This window comes from Microbulbifer flavimaris (assembly GCF_001641755.2).
Lineage (GTDB): Bacteria > Pseudomonadota > Gammaproteobacteria > Pseudomonadales > Cellvibrionaceae > Microbulbifer > Microbulbifer flavimaris.
This window is the reverse complement of sequence record NZ_LRFG02000005.1, coordinates 30,451-46,391: the sequence shown is the minus strand read 5'-3', so window position 1 is coordinate 46,391 and position 15,941 is coordinate 30,451. Positions and strand designations below refer to the sequence as shown.

At 61.4% G+C, this 15,941-nt stretch carries 10 protein-coding genes; 4 read left to right on the top strand and 6 right to left on the bottom strand.

Annotated features, from left to right (window positions below; genetic code table 11):
• Positions 1–89 precede the first annotated feature (89 nt).
• Positions 90–1,259: a 1-acyl-sn-glycerol-3-phosphate acyltransferase gene (locus tag AWR36_RS13045; protein WP_067085690.1), complete on the bottom strand. Its 1,170-nt coding sequence runs from the start codon at positions 1,257–1,259 to the stop codon at positions 90–92.
• Between the two features lie 341 nt (positions 1,260–1,600).
• Between AWR36_RS13045 and nhaC the strand changes: the two genes are divergently transcribed.
• From nhaC to pgi, 3 genes are all read left to right on the top strand, one after another.
• Complete coding sequence (gene nhaC, locus AWR36_RS13040; RefSeq protein ID WP_067085688.1) at positions 1,601–3,091, top strand: Na+/H+ antiporter NhaC; 1,491 nt, start codon at positions 1,601–1,603, stop codon at positions 3,089–3,091.
• On the top strand, positions 3,088–4,149 hold the full coding sequence (locus tag AWR36_RS13035) for a DUF3549 family protein (protein ID WP_067085686.1): 1,062 nt from the start codon (positions 3,088–3,090) through the stop codon (positions 4,147–4,149). Before nhaC ends, AWR36_RS13035 begins: the two co-directional genes overlap by 4 nt.
• Before the next feature lie 813 nt (positions 4,150–4,962).
• Entirely contained in the window at positions 4,963–6,585 is a 1,623-nt protein-coding gene (pgi, locus tag AWR36_RS13030) for a glucose-6-phosphate isomerase (protein ID WP_067085684.1), read from the top strand.
• Between the two features lie 74 nt (positions 6,586–6,659).
• On the opposite strand, the gene AWR36_RS13025 is transcribed toward pgi, so the two are convergent.
• From AWR36_RS13025 to sbcB, 5 genes are all read right to left on the bottom strand, one after another.
• Entirely contained in the window at positions 6,660–7,421 is a 762-nt protein-coding gene (locus AWR36_RS13025) for a slipin family protein (RefSeq protein ID WP_067085682.1), read from the bottom strand.
• A gap of 49 nt (positions 7,422–7,470) precedes the next feature.
• Positions 7,471–8,943, bottom strand: a complete 1,473-nt coding sequence (locus tag AWR36_RS13020; RefSeq protein ID WP_067085680.1) for an NfeD family protein — start codon at positions 8,941–8,943, stop codon at positions 7,471–7,473.
• A gap of 124 nt (positions 8,944–9,067) precedes the next feature.
• A complete protein-coding gene (gene ggt / locus AWR36_RS13015; protein WP_197409276.1) occupies positions 9,068–10,750 on the bottom strand; it encodes a gamma-glutamyltransferase in 1,683 nt (560 codons plus the stop codon).
• 201 nt (positions 10,751–10,951) lie between these two features.
• On the bottom strand, positions 10,952–11,968 hold the full coding sequence (locus tag AWR36_RS13010; RefSeq protein ID WP_067085678.1) for an aspartate carbamoyltransferase: 1,017 nt from the start codon (positions 11,966–11,968) through the stop codon (positions 10,952–10,954).
• Between the two features lie 617 nt (positions 11,969–12,585).
• Entirely contained in the window at positions 12,586–14,025 is a 1,440-nt protein-coding gene (gene sbcB, locus AWR36_RS13005; protein WP_067085676.1) for an exodeoxyribonuclease I, read from the bottom strand.
• Between the two features lie 137 nt (positions 14,026–14,162).
• Here sbcB and argS point away from each other — a divergent pair, with 137 nt between their 5' ends.
• Positions 14,163–15,899, top strand: a complete 1,737-nt coding sequence (gene argS, locus AWR36_RS13000) for an arginine--tRNA ligase (protein ID WP_067085674.1) — start codon at positions 14,163–14,165, stop codon at positions 15,897–15,899.
• Positions 15,900–15,941: the final 42 nt, after the last annotated feature.

Genomic DNA, 15,941 nt, shown 5'->3' with positions numbered 1-15,941 from the left:
GGGACGCCGGCAGGGTTGTATAACTGGAAACGCGCCATGGTAACCGATTCGGGGGCTCCACCGCGCGCTTCAACGGCTGTGCTGGGCGCTTATTCGTAGGCCAGCTTGGAGACGACGGGGTTGGCGTAGGACTGGATCGCCTGCTTACGCCAGCGTTCGTCGATTCGCGCCATGCGCTGTTCGAACTTCTGCCGGATCTCCTCGTGCTCGTCGGGATGCCACTCCCGCGGGGGCCAGGAAACCGTCATGGGCGGCGCCTCACCATAGATCATCTCGTAAGCGATCAGGTTGGTGGGGTGCAGCACGTAGTTGCCGATAATCTGGCGGTCGATCTCCTCGGCAATGGCGGCCACGTCGGAGTAGTCTCCCTCGATGGGCTCTCCGAAGGCCGCATGCACGTGGCCTTTCTGCCCGACCACGCCCTTGGCGATGGACTTCAGGTCCTCGTGCTTGCTCTTTTTGTAGCCCTCGGGATTTGCCTCGAAGAAGATCTGACGCGCCTTCTGCATGTCGCAGGGATCCCACTCGTAAGAGATGGACAGGGGCACGATATGCAGCTTGCGCCAGAACTCGGCAAAGGAGGTCTCCTTGTCCTTGGTCATGGCGAACATGGCGCACAGGGCGGGATTGGTGCGGTCCAGGCCGTCCTTCGCCCGTCCGGAGCGCTGGGCGATCCAGACGTGCTCGTTGTCATTGACCACCGAGTGGTAGATATAGTTGGACAGCTTGGTCGCCGCCTCGAGCTTCTCACGCCGGTTACTGGACTTGCGCTTTACCGTGAAGCACTTGTTCAGCTTCATGATATCGGTGGCGAACTGCTTGCTGAGCAGGTTGTCGCCGATGGCGATGCGGGCAGTCTCATGCCCCTCCTTGTACATGGAGAGGATGGACAGTGCCGGGTCCATGGCGATATCGCGGTGGTTGCTGACAAACAGGCAGGCGCGGTCCTTTGGAAGGGTATCCAGACCGGAGATGGTCAGCCCGTCGCTGGTGCGGTTGACCACCATGTCCATGTACTTGGACACCACATCCTGCACACCGCGCACGTCATTGGCCTTGCGGAACTCGAAGCGCAGGAACTGTCGCACCAGCCAGGCCACCGGCCCTTCCAGCTTGGCCAGCTTCGGCACCAGGAAATGGGCGGCGGCGTGGGACATCTCCGGGTCCGCGATCAATCGCTTGAGGGCATCTCGTACCTCATCATCCCGGTACGGGCGCATATCCTCAAACTGGGCGGGATCCAACTCACTTGCTCTCATGGAATCACTTACCTGCCTACTGCGGCGCTGTGGGCCAGCGCTCTGGGCTCATTCTTATTTGATCCTAGTGTACTGGTTCGCGCCCGAGGGAGCCGTGGGCTCCGAAATCGGGCTCGAAACAGAAGGGTCCGCCCGGCGGTCGGGCGGCACGCGATCGGCGGCCCGGAGGCCGCGCCGGCGCAGAACATACCGGAAGCGCCGCGGAACTGCCAGCACGCGGCGCGACCCACCGGTGTGGACAGCCGGCGGCGCAGCCGGGAGAATAACCGGCTTAATTGCGCTCAGACGCCAAAACAACGATAACGAGCCCGCAGGGCACCGCATTAGAGCAGGAGTACAGCTTGAGCCAGCCAGACACCACCATCGAGGCCCGGAAGCCCAGCCTTCGGGACTCACTGATCCCCCTCGGCATACTGATCGTCCTACTGTCACTGTCGGTCTACTTCTATGGCGCCGACTCCTCCTACGGCCCCAACCAGATCGCCCTGTTGCTCTGCGCCGGTGTGGCTGCGCTGATGGGCATGAAAAACGGCCGCACCTGGGACGACATGGAGGGCGGCATGCTGCACGGCATCGGCCTGGTGTTTGGTGCCATTCTGATCCTGTTGGCGGTGGGCGCCCTGATCGGCAGCTGGATCCTCGCCGGCACGGTACCGTCAATGATCTACTACGGTGTGCAGATCCTGTCGCCGCAGTGGTTCTACGCCGCCAGCTGTATTATCTGCGCCATTGTCGGCCTCAGTATCGGCTCCAGCTGGACCACCGCCGGCACCCTGGGCGTCGCCCTGATGGGCATCGCCGCCGCACTGGGGCTTTCCCCGGCAGTGACCGCCGGCGCGGTCATCTCCGGTGCCTATTTCGGCGACAAGATGTCTCCGCTGTCCGACACCACCAACGTGGCCGCGGCAGTCACCTCCAACGACCTGTTCCTGCACATCCGCCATATGCTGTGGACCACCATGCCGGCTTTCCTGATTGCCCTGGTGGTATTCGCGGTGATCGGCCTGACCGCAGAAACCGGCAACGCCTCCGCCTCCGACATCCAGCTGCTGCTGGGCGCTTTGAAAGAAGAATTCAATATTTCGCTGGTCAGCCTGCTGCCCCTGGCACTGCTGCTGTTCATGGCCTGGCGCAAGATCCCCGCCTACCCCACTCTGATCATCGGTGCCCTGGTGGGCTGCGTGATCGCGCTGATTTTCGAGCCGGAGACAGCGCGCCGCCTGGGCGGCGGTGAGGGCCCGCTGGCCGGGTTGAAAGGCGCCTGGTACAGCCTCTTTGATGGCTACAAGTCCACCTCCAGCAATGAGAACGTGGCCGCACTGCTTTCGAAGGGCGGCATGAGCAGCATGCTCAACACCGTCTGGCTGATCGTCTCCGCCATGGCGTTTGGCGGCGTCATGGAACGTGCCGGCTTTCTCGAGCGGATCGTCGACTGGACACTGTCCGGCGTCAAAACCGTGGGCGGTCTCATCAGCACCACCGTGCTCACCTGTTTCGGCATGAACGCCGCCGCCGGCGACCAGTACATGGCGATTATCATTCCCGGACGCATGTTCCGCGATGCCTATACCGACAAGGGCCTGAACGCCCTCAACCTGTCGCGTACTCTCGAGGACTCCGGCACTATCACCTCCGTGCTGATCCCCTGGAACACCTGCGGCGCCTATATGAGTGCCACCCTGGGTATCGCCACATTCACTTACGCGCCCTTTGCGATCTTCAATATTCTCTGCCCGTTGTTGGCCATCGCTTACGGCTGGCTGCACTTCAAACAGATGCCGCTGGCAGAGTCGGCAACCCCCAAGAGTGAAGGAGAACTCAGTCGCGCATGAGCACTGCTGGAACCCTTAGCGCACTGATTGCAGAAGCAGACTTCAACCTCCGCTGGTTCGACCTGGGCCGCCGGGTGCAGACTGTTTCCCGTGCCGACGCCGAAGCTTTCGAGAACGGTACCGCGCCCTGGCCCCACCCCTACCTGCGCCACGCCTGGACCGGGCTCCTGCTCTGGCCCCGGGAGGGCGGTGAGGCGGTCGTCTGGTTCCTGCGCCTGCCTCTGGACGAACAGGGCAAACTGCAACTACCCGTGCGCGACGGGTTCCTGCGCCGACTGGATGAGGCTTTGCGCGCGGCCGGGAGTGATGGAAAGCCGGTTGAGCCACCTTCCGCGGAGGCTCTGGACGCCGCTCTTCAGGCCAGCGGACTGCTGTTCGAACCGGCCCAGGAGCGCCAGGCCTCCTTCCATGCACACTCCTCGATGCTGCTCCAGCGGCCTCCCAGTGACCATTATGCCAGGGCACTTGCCCACCTTCAGGAACCAGAGAAAGTGGCTTGGGACCAGCTGGCACTCCAGGGCATTGCCGACCTGGCGGCCCGCTGGGAAAAACACCGGGACCTGCTCGAGCGCCGCATACCGGACCTTGCGCCACCGGTCTTCATTACCCTGTGCCAGTGCCTGGAAAGCGAGGCTGTCGATCACCGCATTGCCGGCGCGATTGCCAGGCGCGGGCGCACTGTCATGGCTGACGCGGCCGGTAACAGGGCGGAAGTCGCCGCTGCCGTGCGCGGCCTGTCGCATTCCATCGCGAGCGGGTTGCGCCGCCAGTTCCTGACGGACGTGCTGGAATCCACAGCCGCCAGCGACAGTGAGGTCCTGGCGGCAATCGGCAGCCGCTGTGCCGACGATCTGGCGGATGAAACGCTGGTTCGGGTGTGGCTTGAGGCGGTGTCTTCCTCCCAGAGCCAGAACACCTTCAACCTGTTAATGACCGATCTCATGTACCTGCCCGGGGTGCGCGGCGCGATTCTGAACGCCGTGAGGGACCCCCAGCGTCCGGAGGATGTCGCCCGGGCATTTGGCAACTTCCTCCACGGTAGTGGACCCGTTCACTGAAACACTCCCGAAAAAGTCACGCACAACGGGCTATCTTTACTTTCGCTGAGACGGGCAATTAACTCTTCTGTCGCCTGAAAGCACCAAAATTTTTTTGCGAAATTCTTTTTTTTGCAGCGGACAAAAAAAATCACAACGCCCCGCAACAGTTCCTGAACGGTTTTGGCAGAAAACCCCTTGAATTTAGGTATCTGCCGGCGACAAACTGGCGCAAAAATTATCCAGAGTTACCCCTTGGCGGCTATTTAAACCGCGTGCCTATTACACTCCATTGGGCGGTATCTTTGTAGAAAATATTTTTACAAAGCTGACCAAACAGGTGACGTTTTATTGGCTATGCTGATAGCTAACATCAACGGAAAGGAGTTAGGGGATGAATTTCACTCCAGCCAAGTACTTACTCGGAATTATCAGTGCACTGGTTCTGGCAGGATGCTGTGCAGCGCCAACACCGCCAGCTTCCTGTCCTCCGGGCTCTGAGCAGATTCCGCTTTCAATGGCATGCCCTGCTGACGCGGATTGCTGGATGGCATCCGACAACGTACGCTGCATGAAAGTGGTCAAGTAAGGTAACTTTTCAGGTTGCTCTCGCAGTTTTCCTGAAAGGTCCCTACGCGACCTGTTCTGACTAGCAATGCCGCTTTTCGAAGCGGCATTTGCTTTTCCAGCCCTGACAAAACGCTTACCAACAGCCTTCCCGCTGGCTCCCCCAACAAATTCCCGCTAGCATTGGTCACTTCGTCCTGGCCCGCTGATCAGACGGCTTTCGCCCTGACACGGCCACCATCCAAAGAGCAATAACCAAGATTTACCATGACCACCGAAACCCCGACGGTTGACCGCACCGCAGCCATTGCCCGACTCCAGTCCCATAAAGAAAAACACAAATGGTCGCTCCGCGAACTTTTCAGCGCCTCTCCAGACCGGGCCAGGGCGTTGAGCACCGAAGCCGCCGGCATCTACCTGGACTACAGCAAAAATCACCTGCGACAGGAAACCCTCGACCTACTGCTGGGTTTCGCCGAAGACATCGAGCTGCGCCAGCAGATTCAAGAACTGCTGGCCGGTGCGACGGTGAACAATACCGAGCATCGCCCCGCCCTCCACACGGCTCTGCGCTTCCAGGGGGAACCGCGCACGGAACACGAACAAGCCGTTGCAGACTGCCGCGAGCAGATGCGCCGCTTTGTCGAGCAGGTCCACAGCAAGAGCTGGACCGGTTTTTCCGGTGAACCCATTCACCACGTAGTGAACATCGGTATCGGCGGTTCAGACCTGGGCCCGCGCATGGTGATGGAGGCCCTGCGCCCCTGCAATAAAAACGCGCTCTCGGTGCACTTCGTGGCCAATATCGATGGTGCTGATTTGAGTGACACACTGGCGACCCTGCCAGCAGAAAACACACTGTTCATCGTTGCGTCAAAATCCTTCTCTACGCTGGAAACCCGCCAGAACGCCCTGTCCGCCCGCCAGTGGATGCTGGATGCCGGCTGCCGCGAGGATCAGCTCGCACAGCACTTCGTGGCGGTGAGCAGCAACATTGTCGCGGCGCAGGATTTCGGCATTGCCGCGGAGAATATTTTCCCCATGTGGAGCTGGGTGGGCGGGCGTTACTCACTCTGGTCGGCCATTGGCCTGCCCATCGCACTGGGTTGTGGCTTTGATGCCTACGAGCAACTCCTGGCAGGCGCCCACTCTATGGATCGCCATTTTGCCGAGGCGCCATTGTCAGACAACGTGCCGGTTCTGATGGCCCTTATCCATTTCTGGTACCGCCAGTGCTGGCACACCAGCAGCCAGGTGGTGCTGCCCTATGCTCAGCGACTGGCAAAATTCCCCGCGTGGCTGCAGCAGCTGGATATGGAGAGTCTCGGTAAGGGCGTGGATCGCGATGGACACCACCTGAACTATCCCACTGGCAGTGTGATCTGGGGCGCGGAGGGTAGTAATGGCCAGCACTCTTTCCACCAGCTGCTACACCAGGGCACAGACCTGATCCCGGCGGACTTTATCGCCGTCCGGCAGCCCACGTCAGAACTGGAAGAACAACATCGCTGGTTACTGGCCTGCTGCATCAGCCAGAGCCAGGCGCTGCTGCAGGGCAAGAGCCAGCAGGAAGCCCGCGAAGAACTGGAAGCACAGGGCTATACCCACCGCGAGGCCCACGCGTTGGCCCCGCACAAGGCCGTGCCGGGGAATCGCCCCAGCAACACCCTGGTTGTGGAGAAGCTGGACCCCCACCACCTGGGTGCCCTGCTGGCACTGTACGAACACAAGGTCTTCACCATGGGCTGCCTGCTGGGCATCAACCCGTTCGATCAGTGGGGTGTGGAGCTGGGCAAACTGCTTGGAAACGCGGTGCACGAGGCTATCGGCAAAGAAGCCCCGGCAGAATGGGATGGTTCCAGTCGGGAACTACTCGCGCGCCTGTTCTGAGCGGCTGGCAGCTGGAGGGTTTCCCCTCCAGCTGCCTATCACGGGCTGATCACTTCAGGCACGGCCGTTTACGGCTACGCCTTTTCCCCGGTGAGGTTTTTCATCATCGGCTGGATCAAGTCGAGGGGCAACGGGAAGACAATGGTCGAATTCTGCTCACCGGCAATATCAATCAGTGTCTGCATATAGCGCAGCGTGATCGCATTGGAGTTCTTCGACAGCTCATCGGCCGCCTCGGTCAACTTCAGTGCCGCCTGCGCTTCACCCTCGGCGTGGATGACCTTGGCGCGACGGGAGCGCTCGGCTTCAGCCTGACGCGCAATGGCGCGTATCATGCTTTCGTCCAGGTCGATATGCTTGATCTCGACATTGGTGACCTTCACGCCCCAGGCATCGGTCTGTTCATCGAGAATTTTCTGGATATCCACATTGAGCTTGTCCCGCTCTGACAGCATCTCGTCCAGCTCGTGCTTACCGAGTACGGAGCGCAGCGTGGTCTGCGACAGCTGGCTCACCGCCTCGTGGTAGTTTTCCACGTTGATGATGGCTGACTGGGGATCGATCACACGGTAGTAGACCACCGCGTTTACTTTCACCGAAACGTTGTCACGGCTGATCACATCCTGGGTCGGCACATCCATGACCACCGTGCGCAGATCGACACGTTCCATGGTCTGGATCACCGGAATGATGATGATCAGGCCCGGCCCCTTGACGGCCTGAAAGCGGCCGAGGAAAAACACCACCGCCCGCTCATACTCGCGCAGGATGCGGATCGCATACATCAGCAGCAGTGCGATGGCTGCGATCAACAACCCCAGAAAATAACTCACCATGACTTCACTCCCTTGTTGCTGTTATTCCGTATCGAATTATTCAGGGCAGCTATTCTGGCTCCACCTGCAGCCACAGCCCCTGCTCTGCGATGACCTTCACTTGCTGCCCCGGCACCAGCTCTGCGTCACTGTGGGCGCTCCAGATCTCACCACCGATCATCACCAGCACCTCATCTTTCTCAACCGACTTCACCGTCGCCGTACGCCCCACCATCGCATGGTCGATGGCGACCCGGGGCTTGCGCAGGCTGCGTCCCACCGCCATCAGCAGGCCGAGCATGGCGAGACCACTGACACCGGCAACGGCACCGATCAACTTGCGGGATACCTGCATGCCCGGCACATCGCTGTCGATCAACATGACAGAGCCGATTACCAACGCGATCACGCCCCCGATGCCCAGCGCGCCAAAGCTGGGCATAAAGACTTCGGCAACAATCAGCAGTGCCCCCACGATGATCAGTGCCAGGCCGGCATAGTTGATGGGCAGCACCTGCAGGGCATAGAAAGCCAATAGCAGGCAGATAACGCCCACGATCCCGGGCACCAGGGCGCCAGGGTTATATCCCTCGAAGATGAGCCCGTAGATGCCGACCAGCAAGAGAATATAGGCCACCTGGGGATTGGTGATCAGCGCCAGCAGTTCATTGCGCCAGTCCGGCTCAAACTCCCGCACTGGCAATTCCGCGATATCCTCCTGCACGGTAACCTCACCGGATTCCAGCTGGACCTTGCGTCCAGCCAGCTGGGCAATGAGGTCCTCGGGGTTCTTGGCAACGATATCGATGACGTTCTCTTCCAGCGCCTCCCGTGCCGTCAGGGTGGCGGCTTCCCGCACCGCTTTTTCGGCCCAGTCGGCGTTGCGGCCATAGCGGTTGGCGAGGCCGCGTATATAGGCAACCGAATCGTTGATCACCTTGCGTTCCATAGCGCTGCCCGGCTTGGGCGCTGTACTGTCGCCCTCTTTACTGGCCCCCTCACTCTCGGCGTCGTCGGCAGACTTTTCGCCGCTACTGTCCTGATCAGAGTTTTTCCCGGCACTGCCCGCACGGCGTTCCTGATCAGGTTGCTGGCCCGGCTGGGGCTGTCCGGGTGCCCCGCCCATCTGCACCGGCGTGGCGGCACCGAGGGTGGTCGAGGGTGCCATGGCTGCGACATGGCTGGCATACAGGATGTAGGTTCCGGCACTGGCCGCACGGCTGCCGGCGGGATAGACCAGTGTGGCGACGGGAATATCGGAAGCGAGAATATTCTGGATGATGTCTCGGGTGGCCGCATCCAGCCCCCCGGGGGTATCCATCTGGAGCACGAAAAGGCGGGCGCCCTGCTCCTCGGCTTCTTCCATGGCGCGTTCGAGATAGTCCGTGGTGGCCGGGCCGATGGCACCATCGATGGAGAACTTCGCAACATGGGGAGTGCGCTCCTGCTGGGCGATTGCCAGGGACGCGAGAATACCCAGCAAAATCAACGCAAACACGCCGCGTCTGGGCAGGTACATTCTTTCTGAAATCCACTTCAGCATGGCACCAATCCTGGCTGCGAGAATGTCGGTTACTGGAGGTTATCAGAAATAGCCCCAGGCGACAGCGAAACTCTCGGGCCGTGGACCGCGCCGGCTCGAGAGCCCGGCTCGCCAACCATTGGGGTCACAGGCAATGTTTAGCAGGGCACTCGATGGAAATTACACTGGTAGCGCCGCGTCCGCTGGACTGGGAAGCAGCCTCGAGCTGGCCGTGCCGCTCCACAATCACCTGCAGGTCGCCAAAACCGCGATCATCCAGCTTGTACCCCATCGCCTGCAGTTCCGCCCGTGTCGCTGCATCGAGCCCCGTATGGTGCCGGATCACGTCCCGTGGCCACAGCTGGTGGTGAAAACGCGGGCTGTCCACAATCTTCTGGGCATCCATACCGAACTCCACCGCATTGAGAATGGACTGATACACGCTGCTGATAATCGTGGTACCGCCCGGGGAGCCGGTCACTATTTTTACGTTACCATCCCGCAGCACAATGGTAGGGCTCATCGAAGACAGCATACGCTTGAACGGCTGCACCTCGTTGGCTTCGCCACCTAATGCGCCGAACGCATTGGCCACTCCCGGCTTGGCACTAAAGTCATCCATCTCATCATTGAGCAGAAAACCTGCCCCATCGACCACCACACCGCTGCCAAAACCCAGGTTGATGGTAGTGGTATTGGAGACCGCATTGCCCCACTGGTCGACGATGGAAAAGTGGGTGGTTTCCTCGCTTTCCTGCAGACCCGGCTGAATCGCCGGCGTCGGCGAGATGGCAGCCAGATTCAACTCACCGGCGCGCATGGCGATGTACTCATCCGCCAGCAACTCGGCCACCGGCACCGGGTAGAAATCCGGATCGCCCAGATACTCTGCCCGGTCGGCAAACACACGCTTGCCCACTTCCGCCAACAAATGCAGGTACTCGCTGCTGTTGTGCGCGGGTCGGGGGTTCGCGGCGAGTGCGCGGTCATACATCTTGAGCCACTGCACTACCGCAATACCGCCAGAGCTGGGCGGAGCCGCCGACACCACCTGCAGATCACGCCAGTGGGCAACGATGGGCTCGCGCCATTTTGCCTCGTAGGCAGCCAGATCCGCCTCGGTGATCAGGCCACGATTCTTTCGCATAAACGTAGCGATGATCTTTGCGGTCTCGCCACGGTAAAAGCCATCCGGCCCCTGGTCGCGGATACGACGTAGGGTCGCCGCCAATTCCGGCTGACGAAAACGCTCGCCGGCCTCCATCGCACCGAAGTAACGGGCAAAATTGACCGATGGATGCTTACCCTCAACCTTGCGCGCGAACGCGCTTGCATAACGGGCCAGGGGTGCCGGCACGGCAAAACCCCCGGCGGCGAGTTTTACTGCCGGCTCAACCAGCTCAGCCCAGGGTTTTGTCCCGTGGCGCTGGTGCGCCTGCCACATACCGGCAACCGTGCCCGGTACACCGGAAGCCAGCACACCGTAAAGGGAGAGGTTCGGGATTACATTGCCGTCATCATCGAGGTACATGTCCCGGCTGGCCGCCGCGGGTGCCATCTCGCGGTAGTCGAGGAAATACTGCTCGCTGTCCTTGTGAATCAGCATGAAGCCGCCACCACCGATATTGCCCGCTTCCGGCAGGGTGACCGCGAGCACGAACTGGGCAGCGATGGCCGCATCCACCGCATTACCACCGCTGGCCAATACCTCACTGGCCACGTCGGCGCTGAAGCTGTCGGGCATGGCAACCGCTGCCTGGCGCGGCGCTGCCAGTGATGCCGAGGAAATCGCGAAGAAAATCAGGAAAGAGAAAACAGTAATACGCACGACCGGCCTTCCGTTTATTGTTTGCAAGCAAACTAACCCTGCATCACGACAAACGCAATAAGCGGGGACAGAGGCCGTCAGGGGGTGGTGGCGCTGGCGCGGGGCGAAGAAAAGTGAAGGCGCTCAGCAGTTCATTGCTCAGAGCGGACAAACCGGAAAAAGTCCCCTGCCCGCTGCTGGGTGCGGGCAGGGACTCACAAATCAGGCCGGGTTGCGGCGACTGTGCCAACGAACCGGGTAGGAGTAATCGTCTACCTGATCCTCCACCCCCAGGAGCAGGGCGAACAGCGCCATACGGACCAGCAAGCCGTTGTCGGTCTGGCGGAAAATCGCCAGGCTGGGATGCTCGTTGAGATCGGTATCCAGCTCGTTGGCCTCGGCGCGGGAATCCCGCGGCAGCGGGTGCATGATGACGGTGTTGGGCTGGGCGTGACGGGTAAAGATTTCACGGTTCAGCCGGAAGCGCCCACGGTACAGGTTGGCCTCCTCCTGGGAGGAGAAGCGCTCTTCCTGAATACGGGTGGAATACACAATATCCACCTGTGCAATGCTGTTCTCCAGGTGGTCGGTGACCTCCACCGTGTGACCCACCGCCCGCAACTGCTCCACCAGCGCCTGCGGCATGGCCAGCTCAGGCGGCGAGACAAAAGTCAGGTGCACCTTTTTGAACAGGCACAGCAGTTTACACAGGGAGTGGACGGTGCGGCCGTGCTTCAGGTCGCCGATCATGGCGATGCGGAAGTCATCCAGTGCACGCCCATTGCCTGCCAGCTCCTTGCGGATGGTATACAGGTCCAGCAACGCCTGGGTGGGGTGCTCGTTGGCCCCATCGCCACCGTTCACCACCGGTACCCGGCTGGCGGCGGCGAACTCCGCCACCGACCCCGACTGCGGGTGGCGCATGCAGATCACGTCGCTGTAACCGGACAGCACCCGGGCGGTATCGTAGAGGGATTCCCCCTTGGCCATGGCACTGGCAGTGATGCCGACCGTTTCCCGCACGGTACCGCCCAGCAGGTTGAAGGCGGCGCCGAAACTGAGGCGTGTACGGGTGCTGGGCTCCAGGAACATATTGCCGAGAATGGCGCCTTCCAGCACGCGGGTGACTTTCTCACGGCGCGCGTAGGGCCCCATGGTGTCTGCCACCTCAAAGATGCGGTCGATATCAGCCCGCTCGAACTGGCTGACGGAAAGGATATTGGCTCCGATAAAGTCCATCGCTACTCCACTGACTGCGCCGGCCGGCGCTTGCTTTACCGGGGCGCATTCTACTGGAAAATGGCCCGCGGCCCATCCCGATATTGTTGCAGATTAGAGCCGCTCAGCTTCGATCACTATTCAGCTCATCCACTGGACACCCTGGAGGGGCGGGGTGGAATGTCTCGATTCAGCACCAGCGCCGATGCAGAATGATCAAGCTCACGGGTTATTGGCATGGAATTGGCACCGTGGCGGGCCCGCTACCGGGGGGAGTCAGGCGAGACACGCCGTGAATACATCCCTGTAGGCTTGTCTGCGAGATCCCTCTCGCAGACAGTCTCTCCGGACTCCCCCCGGCAGCGCCCCCTTAAAGGCATCGACCAGTGCCGTTTTTGACTGAGATTCGACAGTTCGTACCGGTCTGACCAAGCAAACAAGTACTTTCCCTGAGAGAAAGCAGAGGACCAGCCCCGCAGGCCTTGGTAGCCGGTACATCTCGCGGGACCGTCGGAGGCAGGATGCCGACGCCGAGCGTACAGGGACGTATTTACAGCGTGTCTCGCGAGATGTACCGGCTGCCAAGGCCGCCCCTGAGCCTAGACAGAGCCGCCAATAAAATTACATGCAGGTTTCGGTCAAACCAACAAACCATCTCCCCAGGCTTCCAGCTGGTCCAACAGCCCCGCCCTCTCCGGATACTGCTCCCGCAACTCGGCGATCTGCTCGAAATAGGGCTCCAGGGTAATGCTGGCCCCGGCAGCCGGGTCGGTCAGCCGGCGATAGCGCCACTCCTGCCAGCGCTGCTGCTCTTCCGCAGAGAGCGTGTCCGGGAAATTCCGCGCCCGCAGCCGGAACAGCAATTCCGGAAGGCGCGTATCGGTGAACGGGATGGGCGCAGCCAGGGCCTCGGGGCCACGGGTCTGCAGTTCCCGATGCAGCTGTCGGCACAAATCCCGGTCCGCGTCAGCGAGGAACCCACTGTAAAGACTTGCCTCCACATCCCGCTCGGGAAAATCCCCATCGGCGAATACCTGCTGCAGCTTCTCGCGCAGGTCTTTCGATTTCAGCGCCTGCCAATGGCGCTCACAGGCCTCCTTGTCGATGCCAAGCTCGACCGCACGTTTGTCATCGAGCATGTTCGGCGGCGCCAGCACCGGGCAGCGGTTGAGGTGAATCAGCTTGAGTCCGGCCGGGAGCTCACCCTCAGCCAGCTTGTCCCGCCCCGTATAGAGACGCTCGCGCAGGGCATCGGCGTCGAGGTTCAGAATCGGCTCCGGATCCATGGCCAGGTTGGCGGCGATGATGGCGTTGCGGTTTACCGGATGCGCCGCCAGCGGAAGAATGTAAGTGAGGTGGCCCTGACTGGCCGGCACCTTGCCCGACACATGCAACAGCGGCTTGCGCGCCTGCAGGTCGATCATTGCGGCCGCCTCGCGCTTGTTGCGCAGACGGAAAACATAATCGTAAAGGCGGGGCTGCCGCTGGCGGATCAGGCGGGCCATATCGATGGTGGCGCGCACATCGGAAAGCGCGTCGTGCGCCCCCTCGTGGGCGATACCATTGGCCGCGGTCAGCTCCTCCAGCCGAAAAGACGGCACTTTCTCCCCGTTGGCACCCTCACGCTGCGGCCACTCGATACCTTCTGGACGCAGCGCGTAGGTCAGGCGCACCATATCGATGATATCCCAGCGACTGTTGCCAGAGCGCCACTCCCGCTCGTAGGGATCGAGCAGGTTGCGATAGAGCGTGTGGCGGGTCACTTCATCATCGAAACGCAGGCTGTTGTACCCCACCCCGCAGGTACCGGGCGCTCCCAGCTCCTCCAGGATCCGCTGGATGAACTGCAACTCCGGCACGCCCTCTTCCAGCGCGCGCTGCGGACTGATGCCGGTCACAAGGCTCGCCATCGGCTGCGGCAGGCAGTCGTCCGCGGGCCGGCAGTAGAGCATCAGCGGCTCACCTACAATGTTCAGGTCCTCGTCGGTGCGGATGCCGGCGAACTGGGATGGCTTGTCGGCGCCGGGGTTTGTGCCCCAGGTCTCATAATCGTGCCAGTAGAGTGTGGTTGCGCTCACGGGTCCCCCCTTTTATTTGCGGGCATCATATCATCGTGCCCCCTGAATCCCGACGCCGCCGGCGCTGTGCCGGTTGCAAAGCCCCCGCGGCGCTTTAAAATTCCGCGTTTCCACGAATTACGGCAGCATCCTCTCCTATGAATATTCGCCAGCTCCTTACCGACAAAGTTCAGGCCGCCATGATCGCCGCCGGTATCCCCGAAGAATGCGGACCGGTCGTCGCCCCGGCCAAGAAAGCGGGCTTTGGCGATTACCAGGCCAACGGCGCCATGGCCGCGGCCAAGCGCATGGGCACCAACCCGCGAGAGCTGGCGGCCAAGATCGTCGAGCAGCTGGACAAGGGCGAGATGATAGAGAAGGCGGAGATCGCCGGCCCCGGGTTTATCAATCTGCACCTGAGCGAACAGTGGCTGGCAGACCAACTGTCTGCGGCCGAGAGTGACTCCCGTCTCAATGTCGCTGCCGAAGGCGAGCCGCAGACGGTGGTGATCGACTACTCCAGCCCCAACCTGGCCAAAGAGATGCATGTGGGCCACCTGCGCTCCACCATCATCGGCGACGCCCTGGCGCGCCTGCTGGAATTCCAAGGTCATAAAGTGATCCGCCAGAATCACATGGGCGACTGGGGCACCCAGTTCGGCATGCTGCTGGCGCACCTGTCGGACAAACTGGAGAAGAACGACGCCGAAGTGGCCCTGGCGGACCTGGAGGTCTTCTACCGCGAGGCCAAGATCCGCTTCGACGAGGAGGAGGGTTTCGACGACCGCGCGCGGGACTACGTGGTCAAGCTGCAGAGCGGCGACCCGAAGTGCCTGAAACTCTGGCAGCAGTTCATCGATATCTCCATCAGCCACAGCGAAGAGATCTACGACAAGCTCAACGTCACCCTGAAGCGCAGCGACGTCTACGGCGAGAGCCGTTACAACCCGGACCTGCCGGTGCTGGTGGATGAGCTGTTGGAAAAAGGCATCGCGGTGCGCGATCAGGGCGCCGTCGTCGTGTTCCTTGAGGAGATGGCGGACAAGGAAGGCAATCCCAGCCCGATGATCATCCAGAAACGCGGCGGGGGTTACCTCTATTCCACCACCGACCTGGCGGGTATCCGCTACCGCGCCAACAAATTGCACGCGGACCGTATCCTCATCGTGGTGGACGCGCGCCAGTCCCTGCACCTGCAGCAGGCGTTTACCGCCGCGCGCAAGGCGGACTTCCTGCCGGAATCCGTCACCCTGGAACACTGCGCTTTCGGCACCATGATGGGCGAAGACGGCAAACCGTTCAAAACCCGCACCGGCGGCACCGTCAAGCTCGCGGACCTGCTGGACGAGGCCATCGAGCGGGCGCAGAAACTGGTGGCAGAAAAGAACCCCGATCTGGATGCGGCAGCCTGCGCCGAGATCAGCCGCAAGGTGGGTATTGGTGCGGTGAAGTACGCCGACCTCAGCAGAACCCGCACCAATGACTATGTCTTTAACTGGGACGCCATGCTCAGCTTCGAGGGCAACACGGCCCCCTACCTGCAGTATGCCTATACCCGAGTCCGCAGCATCTTCCGCCGCGCCGGCCTGGAGCCGGCCGAGCTGACCGGCGCCATCACACTGAAGACGCCGGAAGAGCGCGCCCTGGCCATCAAACTGTGCCAGTTCGGAGAAGTGCTGGAGCAGGTCGCCCGGGACACCTATCCCCACGTGCTCTGCGGCTATCTCTATGACCTGTCCAGTGCCTACATGGCCTTCTACGAGGCCTGCCCGGTATTGAAGGAAGGCGTGAGCGAAGAAGACAAGCAGAGCCGCCTGCGCCTCTGCGACCTTGTTGCCCGCACCCTGTCCACCGGGCTGGACCTGCTGGGTATCGAAGTCATGGAGAAAATGTAAGCCACTTTTTCCTGTCTCCGGCGCGCGCCTCCGGGGCCGCGC